General features: G+C 70.5%; 23 protein-coding genes. 15 read left to right on the top strand and 8 right to left on the bottom strand.

Features of this window, described 5'->3' with window-relative positions; all coding sequences use genetic code 11:
- Genes AB0I28_RS17815 through AB0I28_RS17800 form a run of 4 tightly spaced genes read right to left on the bottom strand, consistent with a single transcriptional unit; the run spans position 1 to position 2,766 of the window.
- Positions 1 to 468, bottom strand: a complete 468-nt coding sequence (locus AB0I28_RS17815) for a MaoC family dehydratase (protein ID WP_357494471.1) — start codon at positions 466 to 468, stop codon at positions 1 to 3.
- A complete protein-coding gene (gene fabG, locus AB0I28_RS17810; RefSeq protein WP_357494470.1) occupies positions 465 to 1,217 on the bottom strand; it encodes a 3-oxoacyl-ACP reductase FabG in 753 nt (250 codons plus the stop codon). Before fabG ends, AB0I28_RS17815 begins: the two co-directional genes overlap by 4 nt.
- Before the next feature lie 31 nt (positions 1,218 to 1,248).
- Positions 1,249 to 2,343 carry a zinc-binding dehydrogenase gene (locus tag AB0I28_RS17805; RefSeq protein WP_357494468.1) on the bottom strand — a complete coding sequence of 365 codons (1,095 nt, stop codon included), beginning with the start codon at positions 2,341 to 2,343 and terminating at the stop codon, positions 1,249 to 1,251.
- Positions 2,344 to 2,394: 51 nt separating this feature from the next.
- On the bottom strand, positions 2,395 to 2,766 hold the full coding sequence (locus tag AB0I28_RS17800) for an MmcQ/YjbR family DNA-binding protein (protein WP_357494466.1): 372 nt from the start codon (positions 2,764 to 2,766) through the stop codon (positions 2,395 to 2,397).
- A gap of 122 nt (positions 2,767 to 2,888) precedes the next feature.
- Here AB0I28_RS17800 and AB0I28_RS17795 point away from each other — a divergent pair, with 122 nt between their 5' ends.
- On the top strand, positions 2,889 to 3,881 hold the full coding sequence (locus AB0I28_RS17795) for a helix-turn-helix domain-containing protein (RefSeq protein WP_357494464.1): 993 nt from the start codon (positions 2,889 to 2,891) through the stop codon (positions 3,879 to 3,881).
- 86 nt (positions 3,882 to 3,967) lie between these two features.
- On the top strand, positions 3,968 to 4,585 hold the full coding sequence (locus tag AB0I28_RS17790; RefSeq protein WP_357494463.1) for a cysteine hydrolase family protein: 618 nt from the start codon (positions 3,968 to 3,970) through the stop codon (positions 4,583 to 4,585).
- A gap of 85 nt (positions 4,586 to 4,670) precedes the next feature.
- Here the strand turns inward: AB0I28_RS17790 and AB0I28_RS17785 are convergent, their stop codons facing one another.
- Positions 4,671 to 5,660, bottom strand: a complete 990-nt coding sequence (locus tag AB0I28_RS17785) for a serine hydrolase (RefSeq protein WP_357494462.1) — start codon at positions 5,658 to 5,660, stop codon at positions 4,671 to 4,673.
- A gap of 285 nt (positions 5,661 to 5,945) precedes the next feature.
- Between AB0I28_RS17785 and AB0I28_RS17780 the strand changes: the two genes are divergently transcribed.
- Positions 5,946 to 6,725 (top strand): hypothetical protein, encoded by a 780-nt coding sequence (locus AB0I28_RS17780; RefSeq protein ID WP_357494460.1) that lies wholly within the window; start codon positions 5,946 to 5,948, stop codon positions 6,723 to 6,725.
- Between the two features lie 160 nt (positions 6,726 to 6,885).
- On the opposite strand, the gene sigJ is transcribed toward AB0I28_RS17780, so the two are convergent.
- Positions 6,886 to 7,830 carry an RNA polymerase sigma factor SigJ gene (gene sigJ, locus AB0I28_RS17775; RefSeq protein ID WP_357494458.1) on the bottom strand — a complete coding sequence of 315 codons (945 nt, stop codon included), beginning with the start codon at positions 7,828 to 7,830 and terminating at the stop codon, positions 6,886 to 6,888.
- Between the two features lie 153 nt (positions 7,831 to 7,983).
- Between sigJ and AB0I28_RS17770 the strand changes: the two genes are divergently transcribed.
- Together AB0I28_RS17770 and AB0I28_RS17765 are read left to right on the top strand one after the other, a co-directional pair.
- Positions 7,984 to 8,484 carry a carboxymuconolactone decarboxylase family protein gene (locus tag AB0I28_RS17770; RefSeq protein WP_357494456.1) on the top strand — a complete coding sequence of 167 codons (501 nt, stop codon included), beginning with the start codon at positions 7,984 to 7,986 and terminating at the stop codon, positions 8,482 to 8,484.
- A 50-nt stretch (positions 8,485 to 8,534) separates the two neighbouring features.
- Positions 8,535 to 8,924 carry a DUF6220 domain-containing protein gene (locus AB0I28_RS17765; RefSeq protein WP_357494454.1) on the top strand — a complete coding sequence of 130 codons (390 nt, stop codon included), beginning with the start codon at positions 8,535 to 8,537 and terminating at the stop codon, positions 8,922 to 8,924.
- A gap of 86 nt (positions 8,925 to 9,010) precedes the next feature.
- Here AB0I28_RS17765 and AB0I28_RS17760 read toward each other — a convergent pair whose 3' ends face one another.
- Both AB0I28_RS17760 and AB0I28_RS17755 read right to left on the bottom strand, forming a co-directional pair.
- Positions 9,011 to 10,498: an RICIN domain-containing protein gene (locus AB0I28_RS17760; RefSeq protein WP_357494452.1), complete on the bottom strand. Its 1,488-nt coding sequence runs from the start codon at positions 10,496 to 10,498 to the stop codon at positions 9,011 to 9,013.
- Between the two features lie 47 nt (positions 10,499 to 10,545).
- Complete coding sequence (locus AB0I28_RS17755) at positions 10,546 to 11,586, bottom strand: pectinesterase family protein (protein ID WP_357494450.1); 1,041 nt, start codon at positions 11,584 to 11,586, stop codon at positions 10,546 to 10,548.
- A 477-nt stretch (positions 11,587 to 12,063) separates the two neighbouring features.
- Between AB0I28_RS17755 and AB0I28_RS17750 the strand changes: the two genes are divergently transcribed.
- The 10 genes from AB0I28_RS17750 (at position 12,064) to AB0I28_RS17705 (ending at position 23,801) form a co-directional block, all read left to right on the top strand.
- Entirely contained in the window at positions 12,064 to 13,389 is a 1,326-nt protein-coding gene (locus tag AB0I28_RS17750) for an ABC transporter substrate-binding protein (protein WP_357494448.1), read from the top strand.
- Positions 13,386 to 14,342, top strand: a complete 957-nt coding sequence (locus AB0I28_RS17745) for a sugar ABC transporter permease (protein WP_357494447.1) — start codon at positions 13,386 to 13,388, stop codon at positions 14,340 to 14,342. Before AB0I28_RS17750 ends, AB0I28_RS17745 begins: the two co-directional genes overlap by 4 nt.
- A gap of 9 nt (positions 14,343 to 14,351) precedes the next feature.
- On the top strand, positions 14,352 to 15,257 hold the full coding sequence (locus AB0I28_RS17740) for a carbohydrate ABC transporter permease (protein ID WP_357494445.1): 906 nt from the start codon (positions 14,352 to 14,354) through the stop codon (positions 15,255 to 15,257).
- Entirely contained in the window at positions 15,254 to 16,600 is a 1,347-nt protein-coding gene (locus tag AB0I28_RS17735; protein WP_357494443.1) for a Gfo/Idh/MocA family oxidoreductase, read from the top strand. The genes AB0I28_RS17740 and AB0I28_RS17735 overlap by 4 nt, the downstream gene beginning before the upstream one ends.
- A 49-nt stretch (positions 16,601 to 16,649) precedes the next feature.
- Positions 16,650 to 18,257, top strand: a complete 1,608-nt coding sequence (locus AB0I28_RS17730; RefSeq protein ID WP_357494441.1) for a family 43 glycosylhydrolase — start codon at positions 16,650 to 16,652, stop codon at positions 18,255 to 18,257.
- A gap of 1 nt (position 18,258) precedes the next feature.
- Complete coding sequence (locus tag AB0I28_RS17725) at positions 18,259 to 19,206, top strand: PmoA family protein (protein WP_357494439.1); 948 nt, start codon at positions 18,259 to 18,261, stop codon at positions 19,204 to 19,206.
- Between the two features lie 17 nt (positions 19,207 to 19,223).
- Positions 19,224 to 20,126: a PmoA family protein gene (locus AB0I28_RS17720; RefSeq protein ID WP_357494437.1), complete on the top strand. Its 903-nt coding sequence runs from the start codon at positions 19,224 to 19,226 to the stop codon at positions 20,124 to 20,126.
- Positions 20,123 to 21,364 (top strand): ROK family transcriptional regulator, encoded by a 1,242-nt coding sequence (locus tag AB0I28_RS17715; RefSeq protein ID WP_357494435.1) that lies wholly within the window; start codon positions 20,123 to 20,125, stop codon positions 21,362 to 21,364. Before AB0I28_RS17720 ends, AB0I28_RS17715 begins: the two co-directional genes overlap by 4 nt.
- Positions 21,365 to 21,499: 135 nt before the next feature.
- Positions 21,500 to 22,807: an extracellular solute-binding protein gene (locus tag AB0I28_RS17710; RefSeq protein ID WP_357494433.1), complete on the top strand. Its 1,308-nt coding sequence runs from the start codon at positions 21,500 to 21,502 to the stop codon at positions 22,805 to 22,807.
- A gap of 31 nt (positions 22,808 to 22,838) precedes the next feature.
- On the top strand, positions 22,839 to 23,801 hold the full coding sequence (locus AB0I28_RS17705; protein ID WP_357494431.1) for a sugar ABC transporter permease: 963 nt from the start codon (positions 22,839 to 22,841) through the stop codon (positions 23,799 to 23,801).
- Position 23,802: the final 1 nt, after the last annotated feature.

Here is a 23,802-nt window from a genome sequence, read left to right as displayed (position 1 = left end):
TCAGGCCTCCGGCACATAGAGCGTCAGTGTCACCGCGACCAGCGCGGGCTTCGGTGCCCCCTCGATCTCGACGGTCACCGTCGTGGCCAGGCGCACGCCGAGGCCGGTCGTCTCCGCCCCGGTGATCTCGGTGGTGGCGCGTACCCGCGACCCGGTGACGACCGGGTTGAGGAAGCGCACCTTGTCCATGCCGTAGTTCATCGCCATGGCGACCTTGCCCACCTCGACCAGCGAGGCCGCCAGGTGCGGCAGCAGCGAAAGGGTGAGAAAGCCGTGGGCGATGGTCGCCCCGAACGGTCCCGACGCGGCCCGCTCGGCGTCGAGGTGGATCCACTGGTGGTCCTCGGTGGCGTCGGCGAAGGCGTCGACGCGGTCCTGCTCGATGGTGAACCACTCGCCGGTCGCCTTCTCGCCGACGGCGCCGGCGAGCGCGGCGGGGGAGTCCACCCGGATCGTGCTCGCACTCATGACCGCGGCCCTCCCGCCACGTACAGCACCTGCCCGGAGACGAAGCCGGCCTCCTCGGAGCAGAAGAACGCGACCGCGGCGGCGACGTCCTCGGGCTGCCCGACCCGTCCGACGGGCGTCTCTTTGGCCGCACCGGCGAGGAAGTCGTCGAAGGTGACGCCGATGCGCTCGGCCGTGATGCGGGTCATCTCGGTCTGGATGAACCCGGGGGCGACGGCATTGGCGGTGACGCCGAACTTGCCGAGCTCCACGGCGAGGGTCTTGGTGAAGCCCTGCATGCCGGCCTTCGCGGCGGCGTAGTTGACCTGCCCGCGACTGCCCAGCGCCGAGGTGCTCGACAGGTTCACGACCCGGCCCCAGCGGGCCTCGACCATGTGCGACTGAGCCGCCCGGGTCATCAGGAACGCCCCGCGCAGGTGGACGTCCATGACGGAGTCCCAGTCGTCGGCCGACATCTTGAACAGCAGGTTGTCGCGCAGGATCCCGGCGTTGTTGACCAGGATGGCCGGCGATCCCAGTTCCTCGGCGACGCGTTCCACGGCGGCCGCGGCCGCCGCCTCGTCGGCGACGTCCACGCCGATGGCGAGGGCGCGGCCCCCGGCGTCGGTGATGGCGTCGGCGGTCGCCCGGGCCTGGTCCTCCAGCAGGTCGAGCACGGCGACGGCGTGCCCGTCGGCGGCGAGACGGCGGGCCGTCGCGGCCCCGATGCCCCGGGCTGCGCCGGTGACGATGGCGGTGCGAGACGTCATGGATCGGTCCTCAAATCGTGTCGGGGGTCGGTCAGAAGTCGATGAGCTGGCGCAGTGCCTCGCCCGCCGCGAGGCGGTCGAGGGCCTCGGGCAGGTCGTCGAGGGCGATGCGGTCGGAGACCAGGCGGTCGAGGGGTAGTTCCCCGCGCCGCCAGAGTTCCACGTAGCGGGGGATGTCGCGGCTCGGCACGGCCGAACCGAGGTAGGAGCCGACGACGGTGCGGGCCTCGGCGGTGAGGGTCAGCGGCGCGATGCTCGCCCGGGCGTCGGGGTGGGGGAGGCCCACGGTGACGGTGGTCCCGCCCGGCGCGGTGACGGCAAAGGCGGTCTCGAAGGCGCGGGCCGAACCGGCGGCCTCGACCACGACCGGCGCGCGGATCCCGGCCTCGGCGGCATCCGCGGGGCTGTAGGCGGTGGCGCCCAGCTCGCGGGCGAGCTCCAGCTTCGCGGGCACGGCGTCCACGCCGACGACCTCGTGCCCCAGTGCCCTGGCGACGAGCAGGGCGGCCATGCCCACCCCGCCCAGTCCGACAACGGCCACGGTCTCCCCGGGGCGGGGACGTCCGGCGTTGACGACCGCGCCGCCGCCGGTGAGGACCGCGCAGCCGAGCAGCGCGGCGATGTCGGGCGGCACATCGTCGTCCACGGGCACGACCGAGGTCTCCGAGACGACCGCGTGCGTCGCGAACGCGCTCACCCCGAGGTGGTGCATGACCGGCGCGCCGTCCCGGCGCAGGCGGACCCGCCCGCCGACGAGCGTCCCCGCGGCGTTCGCGGCTCCGCCGACCGAGCAGGGGAGCCGGCCGTCGGTACCGCACGCGTCGCACCGGCCGCAGCGCGGCAGGAACGTCATGACCACCCGGCGCCCGACGGCCGTCGTGGTGTCGCGTCCCGCCTCCCACACGACACCGGCGGCCTCGTGGCCGAGCAGCATCGGCGTCGGGCGCACCCGGTTGCCGTCGACGACGGACAGGTCCGAGTGGCACAGGCCGGCCGACTCCACGCGGACCAGGAGCTCGCCCGGCCCGGGCGGGTCGAGGTCGAGCGGGCCGACGGTTATCGGCCGGGAGTCGGCGAAGGGCGCGGGGGCGCCGCAGCGCTCCAGAACGGCACCGGTGATGCGCACGGGCGGCCTCCTCGTCGAGAGATCCCGTCAGCATACCGACCGACCGGTATGTTAGCTACCCGGCTGCCGAACCGTCTCGGCGAGCCCCGCCGGAGCCTGGAGACAGTAGGAGTCGGTGAGCAGTTCGGACAGCTCCTCCCAGTCGGTTTCCTCGTCGAGGAGCATGCCGACGACGTTGCCGCCCCAGCCTGCCCGGAAGTAGGGATCACCGAGCTTCTCGAAGGCCATGACCTCGGAGGACTCCGTCCGGAAGGTGATCCGGAACAGTCCGTCCTCGCCGCCGAAGACGTGCGCGACCGTCGCCTGCCGGACCTTCCAGGCCACACCCACCCAGGCGCTGGTCCGCGGGCACTCGGGAAGTCCGTCGAAGACGTCCTGGAGACGCCGGATCATCGTGGCGGGCACGTCGGGTCGATCACTCATGGGAGGAGTCTGCTACGAGGGGGTGACATCCGGAGGCGAGGGCGGCCGCCTCGCCGGCCCATGTCCGAATCTGACGGTGACTCGTCATTGCCGCCATCGCCGGAAGTGATCATGATGGGTACATGTCCATCCCGCACCGCGTCGTCATCGCCGCCTTCCCCGACGTCGACCTCCTCGACGTCACCGGACCGGCCGAGGTCTTCGCGCTGGCCGACCGGGAGACCGGCGGTCGCGCCCGCTACCAGGTCCGGCTCGCCGGGCCGACCGTCGGCGAGGTCAGAACCTCGGCCGGCGTGCGGCTGCTCACCGACGTGTCCTTCGACGACGTCGGCGACCAGGTCGACACCCTGCTGGTGCCCGGAGCGGTCGACATGTCCGCCGAGGGCCCGGTCGCCCGGATCGACGACGAGGTCGTGGACTGGCTGAGGCGCACGGCCCCACACGCCCGCCGGGTGGCGTCGGTGTGCGTCGGCGCGCACCTGCTGGCGGCCGCCGGCCTGCTCAGCGGGCGCACGGCGACCACCCACTGGTCGACGGCCGCCCAGCTCGCCGCCGAGCATCCGGACGTGACCGTCGACCCCGACCCGATCTTCGTGCGCGCCGACCGGGGCAGGCTGTGGACCGGCGCCGGGATCAGCGCCTGCCTCGACCTGACACTCGCCCTGGTCGCCGAGGACCTCGGCGAGCGCACGGCGCTGGCGGTGGCGCGGCAGCTCGTCGTCTACCTCAAGCGGCAGGGTGGGCAGAGCCAGTTCTCCGTGCCGCTGCGCCGGCCCGCGGCCGCGCGGCGCGACATCGACGAGCTCCAGCTGTGGATCGCCGACCACCTCGACGCCGACCTGTCGGCACCGGTCCTGGCCGCGCGGATGTGCCTCAGCGAACGCCACTTCGCCCGCGTCTTCAAGCAGGAGACGGGAGCCGGTCCGGCCGCCTACGTCGAAGCGGCTCGCACGGAGGCGGCGCGGCGGCTGCTGGAGACCACCGACGATCCGCTCGAACAGGTCGCCGCGGCGGCCGGACTCGGCTCGGCCGAGACCCTGCACCGGGCGTTCCGGCGGCAACTCGCCACCACTCCGGCGGCCTACCGCCGCCGGTTCCGCACGCGGGCCGCCTGACCCGCTACACGACCTTTCCATCTCCTGGCATGTCCGCGAGGCGGACGCCTCCGCCATGCCCTTCTCCCACCATGAGAGGTATCGAGATGAGCACCAGCAACCCGTCGAAGACCCTGCGCGAGGTCGTCGGCCTGAACGACACCGCGCCGAGGCTGGACCAGTCGGCCCTGATCATGATCGACTTCCAGAACACCTACCGGTCGGGCGTCATGGCGCTCGAAGGCGCCGAGGAGGCCGTGGCCGCCGGAGGCCGCCTGCTGGCCCGCGCCCGCGCGGCCGGGATCCCCGTCGTCCACATCGTCAACGACGGCGGTGAGAACACCCCCTACGACATTCGCGCCCGCATCGGATCCATCAGCGACGAGCTCGCCCCGGCCGACGGCGAACCGGTCGTGGTCAAGGGTCTCCCGAACGCCTTCTACGAGACCGGCCTGGAGAAGACCCTGCACGACCTGGGCGTGGCGGCCGGAGCCGATCTCGTGCTGGCCGGGTTCATGACGCACATGTGCGTCACCTTCACCGCCCAGGGCGCCTTCAACCTCGGCTACCGGCCGACGGTCGTCGCCGAGGCCACCGCCACCCGCTCGCTCGCGGCTCCCGGCGGCGAGGCCCTGTCCGCCGCGACCCTTCAGGCAGCGGCGCTGGCGACGGTCACGGACCTGTTCGGGCTCGTCGTGCCCACCGTCGACGACCTCCGGGACTGAAAGGAACGAGGGCGAAGGCCTGCGGGCCTCCGCCCTCGTGTGCCCCGGTTCGTTCTCGTGTGGACGAGCCGCCGGGCCGCGGCCGTCAGCCGTTCGACGGCCGGTACGTCTCCGGCTCCAGCTCCAGGCCGGGTGCGCCCGCGATGCGGTCGACGGCGCGCACGAACCTGCGGCCCATCCGGGCGCGCGCGGCGATCAGCGGGTGGTTGCCGCTGTAGTCGTCCTGGTGGTCGGGGTGGTCGGCGTACAGAGAGTACGTGACCACGGGCGCGCCCGCGGCGTCGTAGATGACGCCCGCCTCGCACCGGCCGGTGTCCATCCAGCCGGCCTTGGTCGCGACGCGCCCGCGCTCGACCGTCCCGAGCTTCGAGCGGATGCCCTCGGCGAACGCGTTCGGCGAGCGCATGATCTTGACGAGGTACTCCGTCGAGGCCGCGGAGAGCAGCCGGCCGCGCACGAGCTTTTGCCACAGGTCGTGCATCTCGCGGGCCGAGGTCCAGCCGAGGTACCAGCGCCGTGAGCCGGGGATGACCTCGACCTGCGTGTTCGGCAGGCCCTGGGTCTGCATGTAGGCGTTGATCTCGGCGGCGGTCACGATCTGCGAGCACAAGCGCGAGGAGGTGTCCTCGGAGATGCTGAGCAGCAGGGAGATCGCGTGGCCGAGGCTGATCCGGCTGGGGTAGGCGCCGTCGAAGGGGATGACGCCGTCGCCGCTCCAGACGATGAACGGGTCGGCGACCTCGACCTCGGTGTGCAGGTCGGCGGTGCCCTTGTCGACGCGGTCGAGGACGGTCGCGGCGACGGGGAACTTGTTGGTGCTCCAGGCGTCGACGACTTTGCCCGACTCCTCGTCGACGGCCGTGATCAGCGTCCCGTCGGTGTTCGCGACGGTGATGTAGGCCTGCCAGGTGCCTCCCGCCTCGGCCGACTCCTGCCGGTAGATCTCGGCGATGCGGGCCGCCGCTTTGGCGGGCGTGGACGGGGTGGTCTCCTCGGCCGCCGACGCGGCCACCGGGACAGCGATGCCCGCCACCGTGCCGGCGCCGATCGCGGTGAGGACGGTGCGTCGCTTCATGGCTGTCATATGCGTGAAATCTCCCGTGGGTCTAGGGCTTCGCCGGTAAAGACGCTCGGGAGCCCCGAATGAGTTGCCCCCGGTGCGGATCTTGCCGACCGGCCACAGTGGAGTGTGCCGCACGGGCCGCGCGCCCGCTGTCCCGATACGCGCGGGCGCCGACTCCTTCGCCGCAGCGCGCCCGAACACCACCGGCACGGCACCGCCCGAACACCGCCCCTTCCAGGCACTCGTTTAACGCATTCGGTGAACGGGGAACTCAGGGGCATGCGTTTCCTGTCGCGGATGACGACCGCCCAGAAGGCCGTGACCACCGTTGTCGCGGTCATCCTCGTCGGCATCGCACTGCTCGTGATCGTCGTGATCGCCGACTCGCCCCGCGACGGGCGCGTCGGTGACGAGCCGGTCGCGTCGAGCGTCGACGAGATGACCTACGACGAGGACGTCACCGCCCTCGACGTCCGCGCCGACTCCGGCACGGTCACCATCCGGCCCAGCGAGGACGACCGCGTCCACATCGAGCGGAGCCTCGCGTGGGGTACCGGCGACACCGTCGCCGGGCAGACCTGGGACGGGACGGTCCTGCTGGTGGACGGCCGCTGTGAAGGCGCCTGCGACGCCGCGTACCTGATCACCGTTCCGGCCGGCACCGCCGTTTCGGTGACCGCCACGTCGGCCACCGTCGACATCTCGGGCGTGGGCGGCGCGGTCACCGCGCACGTCGCCTCCGGCCGCCTCCTCGTCGACGACGTCACGGGCCCGCAGCGGCTCACCGTTGAGTCCGGCGAGCTGATCGCCACCCGTCTGGGCTCCGCCGACGTCCGCGCCGAGGCCACCTCGGCCCACGCAGCCCTCGACTTCACCGTCCCGCCGTCCACGCTGGACAGCACGGTGAACTCCGGCGACCTGACCATCACCGTCCCCCGTTCCCCGGACGGGTACCGCCTCGACTTCGTGATCAGCTCCGGCGACCACAGCGTCACCGGCGTCGACGAGAACCCCGCCTCGGCGCACGCGATCACCGCCCGCGCCACCTCCGCGCACGTGAGCGTCACGGGCACCTAGGGCGTGTCCTGGTGATCACTGCGGGGCTGCGGCGGACTCGTTCTCCCCCTGGCGGCACCGTTCCTTCGCCCAGGTACAACACCGGTACCAGGGCGAAAGAACGGCTTGCCAGAAGAAAAACGAGCCTCGCCTCGCACCCACAAGACCACCAGGACACACCCTAGGGCGTGTCCTGGCCCGAGGGCCCCAGTGTCCAGGTCCGCAGCTTCTCGGGGTTGCGCACACCCCAGATCCGCCTGATGCGGTCGCCGGCGATGTCGAAGGCGACCACCACCACGGTCACTCCGTCGCGCTGGCCGACCAGGCCGGGCTGACCGTTGACGGTCCGCTCCAGGAGCGTCATCTCCGGGACCACCGCGGTTATCCCGATCGTGTAACGCGCGATCTCGGTGGCGCCTTCGATCGGTTCGAGTATGGCGCTGACGACTCCGCCGCCGTCGGCGGTGGCGGTGGCGTTGGGGTCGAGGAGGTTGATGAGGGCGTTGATGTCCTTGGCCTCCCAGGCGTGTTTGAAGTCGCGGACCAGGGCAGCCTTGTGCGCGAGCGTTGGAGCCGGAGCCGCGGGAGCGCGTGCGGTGTGGATGCGGCGGCGGGCGGAGGTGGCGAGTTGTCGGCAGGCGGCGGGGGTGCGGCCGATGATGTGGGCGATTTCGGTGAAGGGGTGGCAGAAGATGTCGTGGAGGATGAAGGTGACGCGTTCGGCGGGGGTCATGGATTCGAGGATGACGAGGAAGGCCATGTTGACCGACTCGTCGAGGGTGACGCGGTCGGCGGGGTCTGCCGTGTCGCCGCCCGGGCGTCCGCTGATCCATTCGGAGCGAGCGGGTAGCGGCTCGGGTATCCACTCCCCGACATAGCGCTCCCGCCGCGCCCTCGCGGAGCCCAGCAGGTCCAGACAGACGCGGCCGGCCACCCTCGTCAGCCAGGCGCCCGGCGACTCGATCCGCGCGCGTTGCTCCTCGGACATGGCGTACCAGCGCGCGTAGGTCTCCTGGACGACGTCCTCGGCCTCGGCCAGGGAGCCCAGGAGCCGGTAGCCGAGATTGATCAGCTGCCGGCGCTCGCTCATGATCGCGCTCAGACCGGGATCGGATGGGGTGCTCATGGTCTCGCGGTCTCCTCGATCGTCGACGCCTTCACTCCTCCGACGAAACGGCTCACCGGAATGTGAGGCCCGCCTCCCCGCCTCACGTTCCCGGCGGCTGCGTCGTCGGACCGATGACGAACACCGCGGAAACCTCGAAGGGACGCCACCCACATGTCCAAGACCATCGCACAGGATGATCTCCAGTCGCGACTGCCCGAGTACCAGGGCTTCGCCGACGAGATGATGGCCATCGCCGGATCCATGACCAAGATCGTCTACGGCGGATCCATCGCCCGCACCACGGTGCACCTGGTCCAGCTGCGGGCTGCCCAGATCGCCGGCAGCACCTATCACACCATCCGCCAGACCGACCTGCTCCGCAAGGCCGGCGAGTCGGAGGAGCGCGTCACCGCCGTGGCCTCCTGGCGCGACGCGCCCTACTTCACCGACGCCGAGCTGGTCGCGCTCGAACTCGTCGAAGCGGTCTTGACCCACAACGCGCACGGCGAGCGCGTGTCCGACGAACTATTCGCCAGGGCGTCCGAGCACTACGACCTCGACGCCATGTGGCGGCTGATCGTGGTCATCGGACAGATCAGCTTCTTCATCCCCGTCGCCGCGATCGCCAAGCCCATCCCCGGTAAGGCGCCCGGGAAGAACTACAGCAAGTAGCCGCCTCTCGCGGGGGCGCCCGGCGCCCCCGCTCCCTCAAGGAGTGATCCATGCGCAGACTCTTCGCTCTGCTCGCCGCCACGCTGATGCTCATCGTCCTGGCGCAGTTCTACTTCTCCGCCTCGGGTGTGTTCGGGAGTTACCGGCCGCACCACGTGCTGGGGTATGTGATCTTCAGCCTGCCGGTCGTGATGGCGATCGTCGCGGGACTGGGCCGACTGGGCGCGCGGCCGGTCTGGCTGTCGCTGCTGGTCGCCGGGCTGACGTCGGTTCAGGTCCTCGTCGCGTCGCTCGCCAGAGGCCTCGGCGGCCCGGCGGGGGAGTACGTCTTCGGGCTGCACGCGGTCGGCGGACTGGCGATCCTGGCGGTGGCGTGGCTGATCCTGCGGGAGGCGCGCAAACGGCGGAAGGTCGCGCAAGGCGGGCCTGCTCCTGAATGAGCACGCCGCTCGCCGAGATGCCGAGATCGCGCGCCGTCTCGCCGTGCCGGACGGCGCCGCGTACGCCGTCCGGCACTCACCGTCTCTCAGACGCCGATGTTCGGCTGCGGGCCGGCCGAGGCGGTCAGCAGAGCCGGTACCGCCGCGGCGGGATCGAGGGTGTAGGCGTAGTGGGCGCTCGGATCGAACGCGCTGCCCTTCTCCCTGACCCGCCCGTCGCTCCAGGTGCTGTCGACCACGATGTTGCCGCGCTGGACCAGTTCCCCGGCCTCAACGTAGTAAGGGTCGCGGACGGAGTCGAAGTAGCTGTTCTCGACGACCGCCTTGGTGAGGCCGCGCGCGAAGTGCCCGTAGCCGGTGACGTCCTGCAGGTAGTTGTTGTACAGGTGGCAGGCGGCGATGTTGTCGGCGCTGGGATTGCGCGAGTTGGTGTTCTGGAACCAGTTGTGGTGGATCGTGATCAGTGAGGTCACGTTGTCGGTCCACCCGATGCCGAAGGTCTTGTTGTTGTCGACCAGATGGTTCCAGGACACCGTCAGGTAGCTGGTGTCCTTCCTGCTGTCGATGAGCCCGTCGTTCATCCTGGTGAGCCGGTTGTGGTCGATCCAGATGTGGTCGGCGGTGTCGAGCTGGATGGCGTCGTAGTCGTAGGCGTCGTCGCCGGGATCGTCGTCGGGCATGCGGGTGTCGCGGATCGTCAGGTTGCGGATGATCACGTTGTGCACTCCCGTGCCGAGGAAGAACCCGCCGCCGACGATCACCCCGCTGGTGCCGACGCCGATGATCGTCTTGTTCGACGCGACCCGCAGCTCCGTCCCCTTGGGATTGATGTCGATCGTCGCGGCGACGCGGACGACGTACGGCTCGGCGGCCGTGACGTACTGGTTCAGGGCCGCCTGCGTCGTGACGGTGACCGTCTGACCCGCCGCTCCACCCGTCGTGGGGCCGCGGCCCATGCCGGGCAGTGACGCGAACCCGTCCGGTGTGTTCGACGGCGGGGCCGTCGTCGACTGGAACGCCCAGCGCTGCTCGGCACCGGAACCGCAGGTGTTCTGACTGATCGGGGTCCCGTCCGCGGCGGACGCCCCGGTCAGGGTGAGGCACAGGCCGTTGGCCGTCTTGATCTGCTGGACCCCGGCGGCCGGACTCGTGATGGTGAAGCGCTGGTTCGGCTTGTCCGCGGTCCCGCAACCCCACTGCTGGACGACCAGACCGAGAGTGGCGGCGCCGGAGGGCACGTCGAGGCAGCGGCCGCTGTTGACGTTGACGAGATTGACGCCGCCGCCGGTGGCCGCGCTGACCCGGAACCGCTGCCAGGTCGCGGCCGACCCGCACGACCACTGCTGCAGGACACCGCCGTTGACGGTGCTGTGGTCCTTGACGTCGAAGCACTTGCCGCTCTGCGTGCCGACGATGCGATAGGTGCCGCCGACGACGGGTGTCACCCCGGTGGTGTCGGCGGCGGCCGGTGTGGCCGTGGCGATCACGGCGCCGGCGGCCAGGGCCAGCAGGGCGGTCGCGGTCGCGGTGAAGACGACTCGGGCGCGGCCGTGTAACGGCTGAAAGGTACGCACGGTTCTTTCCCCTTTCTCGAGGTTGCCGGTGTGCCGGGCGGCCGGGATCACGGTGCCGCCGGGTTCCAGCCGTCGGCGCCGGCCAGATAGCGCTGCACCGTGTGGTCGAGGGCCTGGGCATTGGTCAGCTGAGGCCGGTTGCCGTTGCTCCCGGCACCCGCCCCGGTGTTGCGGTACTCGAAGAAACGGGCCCCGGTCCACGGGTTCCCCGACATGTCCGTCCACGGCTGGGCGGCCCTGATGTGCGCGCCGAGCACGGAGTTGCGCACGACAACCGACCCGTCGGGACGCCACGGACGCCCGAGGGTGGTGGACGCCGCCGGCGCGTCGCCGCTGATCTGGCACTGGAAGAACAGGAACCCGTAAGGCCGTTCGGCCGGGGTGCTCGCCGCGGTGATGCTGCTGCCGGAACGCCGTGTCGTGTGGACACGGGTGTTGTGGAAGACGGCGATGCCGCCGCCGAAGATGAAGTCGACGTCGCCTTCGATGTGGGCGCCCTTCACGTAGACGCGGGCCGCGTCCTTGACGTAGAACGTGTCCTGGTTGCCCAGTAGCCGCACGTTGAGCAGCTGGGACCGGTCGGAGGAGATGTTGAGGGCGACGGCCTGGTGCCCGGGCTCGCCGGCGTGCGCCGCCTCGTCGAAGTCGTTGGCGATGGTCAGGTTCGTCGCGACGAACCCGCGCCCGTTGACGGTCGCGGTCGCACTGCCCGAGGTTCCGTACGTCGTCCCGTCGGGTTTCAGGGTTCCCGCCGAGTGGTTCTCGACGATGGTCACCGCCGACGGTTCGGCGCCGAGCCCCTCCATGCGCACGTCGCTCTTGGTCGAGGGAACGGTGATCGCGCCCCGGTAGGTGCCGGGTTTTATCCGGATCGTGGTCGCGGTGCCGCCCGGGACCGCGTCGATCGCCTGCTGAACGGTCCGGAAGTCGCCGGACCCGTCGGCGGCGACCGTGATCGTCGCGGCGACGGCGGAGTCGGGCGAGGCCGCGCTCGCCGTTGCGATGGGTGCCATGGCGAACAGCGGGAGAAGCCCCGCCGAGGCGGCGAGCCCTAAGCGGCCGCGCAGGAATGGCGTGGAAGGTCTCATCGGATGGTCCTTCGGGAGTGGGGATTCGGCCGGATTCCCCGGCCCGTGAACGCGGGCCGGGTGTGGTCGAGGCGAGATGCCCCGCCGCGGTCGCCCCGGCCGCCGCGCGAAACTCCTGGGACGCCCGGCGCGGCGGGGCGGTCGTGGGGGCTCACTCTAGGGAGGCTCCACATTAGAGTCAATGGCTTTCGCTAATCTCGAATCGATTTGTTTCATGGGTTGACCTAACTGGTTTCGCAGTAGTAACCTCACCCGGCATCAGGGCCGCACGCAGTGGCGACGTCTTCCGATGAGGTGCGCAGACCTCGCGGGAGCGGCGTCCCGGCGCCGGTTTCGCCCCGGAGACCCGCGCACGTCGAGAGCCCGACGAGACGCTCGCCCACAAGGCGCCGCACGAGCCGACACCCACCACCCCACACCTCCACACACGTGACGCCGCCCCTCGTCGGCGCTTCGACACAAAGGACGACCGCTGCCATGACCGACCGACCCGCAAGAGGCATCCGGGCTGGACTCAGCCGCCGCGACATCATGAGAATGGCCGGGCTGACCGGTCTCGGATTCGGCTTAAGCGCCTGTCGAGGCTTCGGCGGCGACGACGCCGAAGGTGACGGGATCCAGCTCAACATGGTCTGGTGGGGCGACGCCTCACGCGCCGAGAAGACGCAGGCCGCCCTCGACGCCTTCCAGGCGAAGAACCCCGGGATCACCGTCAGGACCGAATACCAGGACAGCGGCCCGTACAAGGACAAGCTCGCGACGCGCTTCGCGGCGGGCGACCCTCCGGACCTGATGGCGATGCGGATGGACAGCCTCCGCGAGTACGCCGACCGAGGAGCGCTGCTCGACCTCAACGAGCACGCTGACCTGATCGACGTGTCCGGGCTCAGCGACAACGCGCGGACCCTGGCGACCGTCGACGGCAAGAACTACGGCATCCCGTCCGGCCTGAACAGCATCGGCTTCGTGGTCAACAAGACCCTCACCGACAAGTTCGGGGTGGAGGTCCCCGACGGGGACACGTGGAGCTGGGAAGACCTGGCGGCCTTCTCCCGCGAGATCGGGCGGGCCAGCGGCGGCGAGGTCTACGGCACCGGCTTCGAGCCGGCGACCCTGGCCAACGTCATCGTCTTCACCCGTCAGCGCGGGGAGGACTTCTACACCGCCGAGGGCTCGCTGGGCATCAGCGAGGCCACGGTCGTGGAGTGGTTCGAGATGATCGAGGCGATGCGCTCCGCCGGCGGTTTCCCGCCGGCCGGCTTCTTCGAGAACGTCGGTTCCTCGCCCGACCAGTCCTACCTGGCCAAGGGCAAGCTGGCCTCCCAGATCATCCCGACCAACAACCTCCTCGGTTACAACGCCGCGGCCGGCGGCGACCTCGTCCTCCTCCGAATGCCCGGGGAGACCACGGAGACGCGACGCGGCCAGTCGATCGACACGCCGGCGCTGTGGTCGATCGCGTCGCAGTCGAAGCACCCGACCGAGGCCCTGAAGCTGCTCGACTTCCTCATCAACGACGTAGAGGCGTCGAAGGCGACGGGCACCACGCGAGGCGTCCCGGCCAACGGCAAGGTCGCCGAGGAGATCAAACCGGCCCTCGCACCCGACGACCAGCTCGCCACCGACTACCTCACCGGCCTTCAGGGCGAGCAGCTGCCACCGTCCTTCGTCTACCCGCCCGGTTCCAGCACGATCGCCTCGACCCTGGCGACCATCGCCACCGAGGTCGAGTTCAAACGGCAGAGTCCGCGGGACGCGGCCAAGGAGTTCCTTGAGGCCGGCCGAAAGGCGCTCGGCGCATGACGGCCGTCACCACCGCCTCGGCCGGGTCCGTATCGCACGCGGACCCGGCCGCCCACACCCCGCCGTCGCCGAGGGGGAAGGGCAAACCGCGCCAGGACCGCGCCGGCTACCTCTTCCTGCTGCCGTGGTTCATCGGGATGCTGCTGACCGTCGTCCCCTTCTTCGCCTCGTTGTACCTGGCCTTCACCGACTACAACCTGATCAACCCTCCGCAGTGGACCGGGCTGGACAATTTCCGGGACATGCTCGACGACCCGGTCCTGCACCAGTCCCTGAAGGTCACCTTCGTCTACACGTTCGTGTCGGTGCCGCTGTCGCTGGTGGTCGCGCTCGGCGTGGCGATGCTGCTCAACCGGGGGGTCAAGGGACTGCCTGTCTACCGCGCGGTGTTCTACCTGCCGTCGCTGCTGGGCGGAAGCGTCGCGGTGGTCCTGCTGTGGAAGTACGTCTTCGGCCTGGACGGGATCGTCAACGGCTTCATCGGCTGGTTCGGCCTCACCGGACCCGGCTGGACCTCCGATCCCGACTACGCGCTGACCACGCTGATCATCCTGCACGTCTGGACCTTCGGTTCGCCGATGGTCATCTTCCTGGCCGGCCTGCGGCAGATCCCCGCGATGTACTACGAGGCCGCCGCGCTCGACGGCGCCTCGAAGTGGCAGCAGTTTCGCAGGATCACCCTGCCGCTGCTCAGTCCGATCATCTTCTTCAACCTGATCCAGTCGCTGATCTCGTCGTTCCAGACCTTCACGCAGGGCTTCATCATGAGCGGCGGCACGGGCGGTCCGGCCGAGTCGACCCTGTTCTACAACCTCTACCTCTATCAGCAGGGCTTCTCGCAGTTCCGGATGGGTTACGCCTCGGCGATGGCCTGGTTCCTGCTGGTGATCATCGGGGCCTTCACCGCGCTCAACTTCTTCACCGCCAAGTACTGGGTCTTCTACGACAACTGAGGTCACGCCATGTCGATCACCGTGAAAGAGCCGCCGCCCGGCGTGAAACCGAAGGAGACCGAGGACAGCTACCTGGAACGCCAGGGCAGCACCCGCCGCCGCCGCTTCCTGCGCCACGTACTGCTGTGCGTCGCCGGGGCGGTCATGCTCTACCCCTTGATGTGGATGATCTCCAGTTCCCTCAAGCCGAGCCGGCTGGTGTTCACCGACCTGTCGCTGTGGCCCTCCGAGTGGGACTGGGGCAACTACGCCGAGGGCTGGACGGCCCTGGAGCAGCCTTTCAGCGTCTACCTGATCAACTCGGCGGTGATCGTGGTGCTGAGCATCGTGGGGAACCTCCTGTCGTGCTCGCTGGCCGCCTACGGCTTCGCCCGGCTCAACTTCACCGGCCGCAAGCTGTTCTTCACCCTGATGCTCGGGACCATGATGCTGCCCGGCCATGTGCTGCTCGTGCCGCAGTACATCGTCTTCGCCAAGCTGGACTGGCTCAACACCTACTACCCGCTGCTGGTCCCGAACTTCCTGGCCACCAACGCCTTCTACATCTTCCTGATGGTGCAGTTCATGCGCTCCCTGCCCAAGGAACTCGACGACGCGGCCCGCATCGACGGCGCCGGTCCCTTCCGCACCTTCTGGAGCGTGATCATGCCGCTGTGCATGCCCGCCTTCGCCACCACCGCCATCTTCACCTTCATCTCGGTGTGGAACGAGTTCTTCGGGCCACTGCTCTACCTGACCGACTCCGAGCTGTACACCGTGCCGCTGGCGCTGCGGCAGTTCATCGACTCCGAGGGGCAGTCCCAGTGGGGGCAGATGTTCGCCATGTCGTTCCTGTCGCTGGCACCGGTGATCGGATTCTTCATCGCCGGCCAGAAGTACCTGGTCAAGGGCATCGCCACCACGGGCCTGAAATGACCGGTCAGCAGAGGCGTTACGCCTTCGTCGGCACCGGCCACCGCGCCCAGATGTACCTCGCCTCCCTGCTCGACGGCCACGCCGACGTCGGGCACCCGGTCGCGTTCTGCGACACCAACGAGGTGCGGATGTCCTACCACGACCGGCTGGTCGCCGCGGTCCGGCCGGATCTGCGGGTCGGGCACTACGCGCCCGCCGACTTCGGCCGGATGCTGGCCGACGAGCGGCCCGACACCGTCGTGATCACCTCGCCGGACGCCACCCACGCCGAATACGTCGCGCGCGCCTTGGAGCACGGCGCCGACGTGGTGGTCGAGAAGCCGATGACCACCGACCTCGCGGGGGTGCGGCGCATCCAGGACGCCGTCGGCAGGAGCGACGGGGAGCTCGTCGTCACCTTCAACTACCGCTATTCGCCGCGCAACACCCTGGTGCGCGAGCTCATCGCGGAGGGCGCCGTCGGCGAGGTGACCTCGGTGAACTTCGAGTGGTGCCTCGACACGCTCCACGGCGCCGACTACTTCCGCCGGTGGCACCGCGACAAGGCCACCTCCGGCGGGTTGCTGGTCCACAAGTCGACCCATCACTTCGATCTGGTCAACTGGTGGCTCGACGACCGGCCGGAGGTCGTCTTCGCCCGGGGCGGGCTCTTCTTCTACGGCGCGCAGAACGCGCGCCGGCGCGGCCTGGAGAACCGGCCGGAGCGGGCCCGCAACGTCGACGCCGGCGATCCTTTCGCCTTCGATCTGGGCGCCGACGAGAGACTGCGCCTGCTGTACCGCGACGGTGAGCACCTGGACGGCTACATCCGTGACCGCGACGTCTTCTCCGAAGGCATCACGATCGAGGACAACCTCAACGTGGTGGTCGGCTACCGGCGAGGTGCCTCGATGTCCTACACCTTGCACGCGCACAGCCCGTGGGAGGGCTACCGGGTGGCGGTCAACGGCACCGAAGGCCGCATCGAACTCGACGTGGTCGAACGCGGGCAGGTCCGGCCGGCGAACGCGTCGGTGCTCGATCCCAGCGCGGACCGGATCTCGGGCGCCGAGGCCGCCGGGTCGCGTTCCCAGGGCTCGCGACTGACGTTGCAGCGGCATTGGGAACCGGCGCGCGAGATCGCGATCGGTGAAGGCCGCGGTTCGCACGGCGGCGGCGACGGAATGCTCCTCGACGACGTCTTTCGCGGTCCCGGCGCCGACCCGCTGCGCCGCAGCGCCGGTTTCGGTGACGGCGCCGCCAGCGTCCTGGTCGGTATCGCCGGCAACGAGTCGCTGCGCACCGGCGAGGCCGTTCGACTCGACGGCCTGCTTCCGCCGCCGACCGCGACCGGTGGCCGGTGAGCCGAGCACGTCCCCGCAGGTTCCGACGCCGAAACGAGAGGCACCACCGATGATCCCCACCGCCCGGACCCCGGCATGGGCAGCCGACAACGGCGACGGCACCTACCGCAACCCGGTCCTGCACGCCGACTGGTCCGATCCGGACGTCGTCCGCGCCGGCCGGGACTTCTACCTCGTGGCCTCCAGCTTCCACCGCGCACCGGGCCTGCCCTTGCTGCACAGCCGCGACCTGGTGAACTGGTCGATCCTCGGCCACGCGCTGCCGAGCCTGGAACCCGATGACGTCTTCGGGACTCCGCAGCCCGGCTGCGGGGTGTGGGCGCCGGCGCTGCGACACCACGACGACCGCTTCTGGATCTTCTACCCGGACCCCGACCGGGGCATCTTCGTCACCACGGCGCGCGATCCCGCGGGTGAGTGGAGCCGGCCGTCCCTGCTGAAAGGAGGCCGCGGCCTCATCGATCCCTGCCCGCTGTGGGACGAGGACGGCTCGGCCTACCTGGTCCACGCCTGGGCGAAGAGCCGGGCGGGCTTCAACAACCGGCTCACCTGCCACCGGATGAGTTCCGACGCCACCGAGCTGCTCGACGAGGGCCGCACCGTCATCGACGGCGACTCCCTGCCGGGCTATCGGACTCTGGAGGGACCGAAGTTCTACCGACGTGACGGCTGGTACTACATCTTCGCTCCCGCGGGCGGCGTGGCCGACGGCTGGCAATCGGTCTTCCGCTCCCGCGAGGTCTTCGGCCCTTACGAGGAGCGCGTCGTCCTCGCGCAGGGCGACACTCCCGTCAACGGCCCGCACCAGGGCGCATGGGTCACCACGGCCGAAGGCCAGGACTGGTTCCTGCACTTCCAGGACAAAGGCCCGTTCGGTCGTGTGGTGCATCTCCAGCCTCTGCGCTGGCAGCCCGACGGATGGCCCGTGATCGGCGCGTCGGGCGCGCCCGTGCCCTCGCACGCGAAGCCCGCGGTCGCCTCGCCCTCGGCGCCGGGCGCTCCGGCCGACGGTGACGATTTCGCCGGTACCGGAGTCGGTCCGCAGTGGTCATGGGCGGCCAACCCGCGGCCGGGCTGGCTCAGCGTGCGCCCGGGGGAGGGGCCGGAGCTGAAGTGCGCGGCGTCCGACGTCGACGGTGATCTTCGCCGACTGCCGAACCTCCTCGGGCAGCGTCTGCCCTCCGACCGCTTCCGTGCCGCGACGACGATGCGCCTGACCGGCGCGGACACCATCGGCGCGCGAGCCGGGCTGGCCGTCGTCGGGCGCACCTACGCGTGGATCGGTCTCGTGAGCACCGTGGACGGCGTCCACCTCGTGCACCGCACGGCGATGGCCGGTGAAGCCGAGCGGGAGGCGGCACCACCCGTTCTCGTGCCCGTCGACGCGGACGGGACGAGCGTGACGGTCGCCGTCGGCGTGGACGTCGACCCCGACGGTCGCTGCGGATTCTTCGCCGCCATCGACGGTGCGGCCCCCCGTCCGTTCGGGGAACCGTTCACATCGACGGCCGGGCATTGGGTCGGCGCCACCCTCGGCGTCTTCGCCACCGCGCCGACGGGCCGCGAAACCGCGGCGACCGCGCGCATGTCGGCCTTCGAGGTCACCGGCCGCAGTCCACAGCGGACGGATGCGACGCGGGGAACCGACCGTGGTTGACGTGACCGCGCCTTCGCGGACGGCGAGCCTGAGTGTGACCGGACGGCAGGTCGCCGACTACGTGTGGCGGCCGAGTCTGCCCGGCACGGTCTCCCCGCGGCCCTTCCTGCACCCCGTCCGCACGCTCACCGGGACCGAGGTCACCGAGTCGATGCCGGACGACCACCGGCACCACCTCGGTGTGAGCGTCGCCGTGGCCGACGTCGCCGGTGCCAACTTCTGGGGCGGGCGCACCTTCGTGTCGGGTCGCGGTTCGATGCACCTGCCCAATCACGGGACACAGCGCCACGAGGGCTGGGCCGACCGGACGGCGTCCACGCTCACGCAGGACCTGAGCTGGGCAGGTCCCGGCGGGGACGAGCTGCTGCGCGAACGGCGCCACATCGCCGCGCTGCCGATCGACTCGGGTGCCTGGGCACTGGACTTCTCCTTTAGATTGTCCAATGTGGTCCAGGCACCGCTGGCCCTCGCCAGCCCCGCCGCCAACGGCCGGCCCGGAGCCGGTTACGGGGGCTTCTTCTGGCGGGCCAGGCGCGGGAGCGGCCGGATCCAGGTCCTCGGCCCCGGTCTGACCGGCGCCCAGGCCCTCCACGGTCGCCACACGCCCTGGATGGCGATCAGCGGAAACCACGGCGCCCCCTGGACACTGATATTCATCCACAGTGGACCCGACACCGACCCATGGTTCGTCCGCACCGGCGACTACGCCGGTGTCGGCTCCTCCCTCGCCTGGGACCGGCCCCTCGTCTTGGCCCCGGGCGCCGAGGTCGGCCGTCGTATCATCACTGTGGTCGCCGACGGCAGGCTACGCTCCGACCAGGTCGCCGGCCTCGTCGGAGCCGTCACCGCGGACACGCCGGGCAGCCGGCCCGCGACGCCCGCCGCAGCGGCCACCCGGTCCGGCCGCCCTGCCCGCCGGCCGGCCGGGCACACGCGGGCCATGCGATGAGAGGCGGCGAGGCGATCATGGCGACTTCCGGCGCACGGGGCCCCGCGCTCGCCGAGGATCCCCCCGAGGTCCTGCCGCTTCGGGCCGCCGGCCGTGACGTCGCCGAATACGTGTGGAACCCGCAGGTCGCCCTTGGCAATTCCCCACGGCCCTACCTGCATCCCGTGCGCACGCTCGCGGGACTCGTCGTGACCGAAGCCGGCCCCGACTCCCACCGCCACCAGTTCGGCATCAGCATCGCCGCACCCGACATCGACGGAAGCAACTTCTGGGGCGGGCGCACCTTCGTCGCCGACCACGGCCCGGCGTGGCTGGACAACCACGGCAGCCAGCGACACCAGCGCTGGCTGCACCACACCTCCGGCGGACTCGCGCACACCCTGCGATGGGTGAGCGGCGATCAGCGCGACCTGCTCCACGAGACGCGATCCCTCGCCTGCCGCCCGCTCAGCGACACCGCCTGGACCCTGAGCACCCGAAGCCGCCTGACGAACGTGACCGAGCGACCGCTGACGATCCGCAGCCCCGCCGCCCTCGGCCGCCCCGGCGCCGGCTACGGCGGGTTCTTCTGGCGCGGCCCGGCGATCACCGGAACGATCGCGATCCTCAGCCCGCTCGGCAACGGCGTCGCCTCCGTGCACGGCCGCACCGCCGCCTGGACGGCGGTCACCTGCGCCGGCGGCGAAGACGGCGACTGGACCGTCCTGTTCGCACCAGCCGACGAGGGCACCGCCCGGGACAGATGGTTCGTGCGAGCCCGCGACTACCTCGGCGTCGGCTCATCGCTGACCTGGGAGTCGCCGCTGACACTGGCCCCCGGAGAGTCGATCGAGCGGCACATCGCAGCGGTGATCGCCGACGGCGCCGTGTCCGCCGCGACAGCCGCCGAGCTCGCCGCCACGGCCAGGTCGGCGCGGTGACGCCGCCCATCCGGCCGAGCCGGCCGCGGCCGAGCGACGAACCCGCGCGGCAGGAGAGCCTGCGCACCCGCAACCTCGAACTCGTCTTCCGGCAGATACTCGGTGCCGCCCAGCCGATCTCGCGCACCGAACTGGCCGCCGTGACCGGGCTGACCCGGCCGACCATCACCCGCATCGTCGAGGAACTGCTCGCCGGACGGCTCATCACCGAGGCGGGCCGCACCCACGACGGGCGTGCCGGGCGTCCCCGCGTCGCGCTGACCCTGTCGCGGAAAGGGCCGGCGGGTCTCGGACTCGACATCCGCTCCGACGGCCTCGCCGCGTGCGTCGTCGACCTCACCGGCACCGTCCGCCACCTGGCCTTCGCGCCCGCCGCGTACGCCGACCGCGGTGCGGCCGACGTGCTCGCCGACGTCGCGGACATGGCCCGCGCCGCGATCGAGGCGATCGGTTCCGAGGATCTCACCGTGGTCACCGCGACCCTCGCCGTTCCCGGCGCCGTCGACCACGGCCTGATCCGGTCGGCACCGGCGCTGGGGTGGCGCAACGTCGACGCCGGGGCGCTGCTCAGAAGCACCGCCGACCCGCTCGATCTGCCGATGGCCGTGGACAACGAGGCGAACCTCGCCGCCCTCGGGGAGCTCTACGCCGGCAGCGACACCCTCGACAGCTTCATCTACGTGTCGGGCGGGCTCGGTATCGGCGCGGGCATCGTCCTCAACGGCCGCCTGATGCGCGGCGCGCGCGGCTGGGGCGGTGAGCTCGGCCATGTCACCGTCCATCCCGACGGGAAGCCGTGCTCCTGCGGCTCCCGCGGTTGCCTGCAGACCTATGCGAGCGTGCAGGCGATTCTCGGTGACGAGCCGGTGCGGCCGGGTGTCACGCCGGACGCGGCGGTCACCGCACGCGCCGAGAGCTCCGACCCGGTCATGCTGGCGGCTCTGGATTCGGCGGGGCGTGCGCTCGGGATCGCGCTGTCGGACGCGATCAACGTCCTCGACATCGACACGGTCCTGCTCGGCGGCAGTTTCGCGCTCCTCTCGTCGTGGCTCCTGGCGAACGCGAAGGCCGAGATCGCCCAGCGGGTCCTCAGCGCCGACTGGGCGCCGGTCACCGTCCGCCCGGCGGTGCTCGGCCCGGACGCGGCGGTCATCGGAGCCGCGCTGGTGTCCATCGACCAGATCCGCCGGCACCCCGCGGTGTGGCTGATGAAGGAGACGATCCAGGCGGCGACGTGACCGCCGCGCCATGCGGATTTGCTCATCCGCACCTCTTGACCCGCCTCCATGTGAGCGCTAACAATGGTGCATGGTCGGATCTCCGCCCGGTAAACGACATGTGTCGAACACCGAACAGGCAGGAAGAAGACAGTAATGAGGCATCACGAGACACCCCAGCCGCCCACCGTCAGTCGCCGCGCTCTGTTAGCGATAACACTGGCGGTCGCCGGATCCGGGGCAACGGCCTGCGGTTCGGTCGACGACGTCGGGGAGCGCGTCGCACTCGACCAGTGGAACCTGTTCGGCGGCGGCGACGGCGCCCGGATGATCGAGATGCACCAGCGGTACGCGGCCGAGCATCCCGGCGTCGACCTGCGCGCCACCACCTACGCGTGGGGCCCGCCCTTCTACACCAAGCTCGCGATGGGCGCCGCGGGCGGCCGAGGCGCCGCCGTCGCCACCGTCCACGTCTCCCGCCTCAAGGGCCTGGCACCAGGAAGGCTGCTCGACGCGATCGACGCCCGCGCCCTGTCGTCCGCCGGGCTCGCCGCGAGCGACATGGAGCGAACGGTCTGGGACAAGTGCTTCGTCGACGGCGAGCTGTACGCCGTTCCGATGGACACCCACGTCCTGGTCAACTACTACAACCGCGAGATCTGCGCCGCCGCCGGCGTCCTCGACGCCGAGGGCCACCTCCGCGAGACGCACGGCGTCGACGAATACGTCGCCCTGCTCAAGGAGGTCAAGGCCGTCACCGGCACCTTCGGCACCTCGCTCGACACCAACGCCGGCTGGCGCCCCTTCTGGGCCCTCTACCGCCAGCAGGACGGCGAACTCCTCTTCGGCGACGGCGACTTCCAGCTCGACGAGTCCAAGGCGCTGGCCGCCTTCGACGTGATGCGGCGGCTGGCCGACGAGGGCCTGGCGCCGCGCGACTCCAACGGGGCGGCGACCTCGGCGAACTTCGTCAACGGCCTCGGCGGCGTCGTGCAGGTCGGCAACTGGGAGATCCCGGTCTACCAGAAGGCCGGCCTCGACTTCGGCGTCGCCCAGTTCCCCGACTTCTTCGGCAACCACCGCACCCAGGGCGACAGCCACGCCTACGTCCTGCCGCACCGGCGCGACCGCCACCAGGCGCGCCTCGACGAGAGCCTCGCCTACATCGCGTGGATGCTGCGCAACGGCATCACCTGGGCCGGCGGCGGCCACATCCCCGCCTACCTTCCCGTCGCCGAGAGCGCCCAGTACCTGACGATGCTGCCGCAGTCGGAGTACCGGGACGCCGCCGCGAACGTGCAGTTCGACCCCGACATCTGGTTCAGCGGCTCCGGCGCCCGGATGCAGGACGACGCCAACGCCGTGTTCCAGGGCCTCTACGCCGGCACCCAGACACCCGAGACGGCGCTCGCCGGGTTCACCGACATCCTCCGCACCTTGCTGCGGATCCCCGACCCCACCTGAGTCCGCCCGCCTCTCGGCAAGGAGTGCAGCCATGGCCCGCTCAACGGCCGGAGCACGAGAAGACTCCGGCGTCCGTACGTCCACTGAGGACAGTGATCCGCCGGTGGAGGCACCGCCGCCCGCGATCCGGTCGCGGCCGGTCTCCTGGGCGGGCCTGTGGTTCGTCCTGCCGTTCGCGGTCCTCTTCGCCGTTTTCCTGCTGTGGCCCACCATCACCGGCTTCGCCTACACCTTCACCGACCGCAGCCTCACCGGCGCGCCCGCCGGCTACATCGGCTGGTCGAACTGGACCGAGAGCCTCACCGATCCCGCCGTGTGGTCGTCCCTGTGGAACACGCTGGTGTTCACCGGTTTGAGCACACCGCCCCTGGTCCTCGCCGGGCTCGGCCTGGCTCTGCTGACCGCGCGGGCGCGCCGCCTCGGCTGGTTTCTGCGCTTCTCCTTCTTCGCGCCGTTCGTACTGCCCGTCGCGGTCGTCACGATGATCTGGGTCTGGTTGTACCAGCCGGGATTCGGGCTGGTCAACGACACGCTCACCGGGCTCGGCCTCACCGAGGTCGGCTGGCTCGCCGACGAACGCGTCGCGATGATCTCGGTGGTCGTCACGACCCTGTGGTGGACCGTCGGCTTCAACTACCTGCTCTACCTCGCGGCCCTGCAAGGGATCCCGCGCGAGATTTACGAGGCCGCCGACGTCGACGGCGCCTCCGGTGGACGCAAACTCTGGAGCATCACCCTGCCGCTGCTGCGGCGCACCACCGTGCTGGTGCTCGTGCTCCAGCTCGTCGCCTCCCTGAAGATCTTCGACCAGGTCTACCTCATGACGCGCGGCGGCCCGAACTTCGCCACCCGGCCACTGATCCAGTACATCTACGAGTCCGGTTTCACCGGCTTCCGCATCGGCTACGCCTCGGCGATCTCCTACCTGCTGTTCGCGGTGATCATCGTGTTCTCGGTCGTGCAGTTCCGCCTGTTCTCGCGCGAGGAGGTCTAGC

Origin of the sequence: Phytomonospora sp. NPDC050363, from assembly GCF_040655735.1 — a bacterium.
In the GTDB taxonomy this organism is placed as follows: Bacteria; Actinomycetota; Actinomycetes; order Mycobacteriales; family Micromonosporaceae; genus Phytomonospora.
The sequence above is the reverse complement of the archived record's forward strand: the minus strand, read 5'-3'. Positions and strand labels throughout refer to the sequence as shown.

Excerpts from the sequence above, each read along its gene's own strand:
- AB0I28_RS17770 (WP_357494456.1), top strand. The coding sequence starts at position 7,984 with ATGTCCAAGACCATCGCACAGGATGATCTCCAGTCGCGACTGCCCGAG.
- AB0I28_RS17790 (WP_357494463.1), top strand. The coding sequence starts at position 3,968 with ATGAGCACCAGCAACCCGTCGAAGACCCTGCGCGAGGTCGTCGGCCTG.
- AB0I28_RS17765 (WP_357494454.1), top strand. The coding sequence starts at position 8,535 with ATGCGCAGACTCTTCGCTCTGCTCGCCGCCACGCTGATGCTCATCGTC.
- AB0I28_RS17815 (WP_357494471.1), bottom strand. The coding sequence starts at position 468 with ATGAGTGCGAGCACGATCCGGGTGGACTCCCCCGCCGCGCTCGCCGGC.
- sigJ (WP_357494458.1), bottom strand. The coding sequence starts at position 7,830 with ATGAGCACCCCATCCGATCCCGGTCTGAGCGCGATCATGAGCGAGCGC.
- AB0I28_RS17730 (WP_357494441.1), top strand. The coding sequence starts at position 16,650 with ATGATCCCCACCGCCCGGACCCCGGCATGGGCAGCCGACAACGGCGAC.
- AB0I28_RS17740 (WP_357494445.1), top strand. The coding sequence starts at position 14,352 with ATGTCGATCACCGTGAAAGAGCCGCCGCCCGGCGTGAAACCGAAGGAG.
- AB0I28_RS17750 (WP_357494448.1), top strand. The coding sequence starts at position 12,064 with ATGACCGACCGACCCGCAAGAGGCATCCGGGCTGGACTCAGCCGCCGC.
- AB0I28_RS17710 (WP_357494433.1), top strand. The coding sequence starts at position 21,500 with ATGAGGCATCACGAGACACCCCAGCCGCCCACCGTCAGTCGCCGCGCT.
- AB0I28_RS17745 (WP_357494447.1), top strand. The coding sequence starts at position 13,386 with ATGACGGCCGTCACCACCGCCTCGGCCGGGTCCGTATCGCACGCGGAC.
- AB0I28_RS17780 (WP_357494460.1), top strand. The coding sequence starts at position 5,946 with ATGACGACCGCCCAGAAGGCCGTGACCACCGTTGTCGCGGTCATCCTC.
- AB0I28_RS17755 (WP_357494450.1), bottom strand. The coding sequence starts at position 11,586 with ATGAGACCTTCCACGCCATTCCTGCGCGGCCGCTTAGGGCTCGCCGCC.
- fabG (WP_357494470.1), bottom strand. The coding sequence starts at position 1,217 with ATGACGTCTCGCACCGCCATCGTCACCGGCGCAGCCCGGGGCATCGGG.
- AB0I28_RS17735 (WP_357494443.1), top strand. The coding sequence starts at position 15,254 with ATGACCGGTCAGCAGAGGCGTTACGCCTTCGTCGGCACCGGCCACCGC.
- AB0I28_RS17795 (WP_357494464.1), top strand. The coding sequence starts at position 2,889 with ATGTCCATCCCGCACCGCGTCGTCATCGCCGCCTTCCCCGACGTCGAC.
- AB0I28_RS17705 (WP_357494431.1), top strand. The coding sequence starts at position 22,839 with ATGGCCCGCTCAACGGCCGGAGCACGAGAAGACTCCGGCGTCCGTACG.
- AB0I28_RS17785 (WP_357494462.1), bottom strand. The coding sequence starts at position 5,660 with ATGAAGCGACGCACCGTCCTCACCGCGATCGGCGCCGGCACGGTGGCG.
- AB0I28_RS17720 (WP_357494437.1), top strand. The coding sequence starts at position 19,224 with ATGGCGACTTCCGGCGCACGGGGCCCCGCGCTCGCCGAGGATCCCCCC.
- AB0I28_RS17800 (WP_357494466.1), bottom strand. The coding sequence starts at position 2,766 with ATGAGTGATCGACCCGACGTGCCCGCCACGATGATCCGGCGTCTCCAG.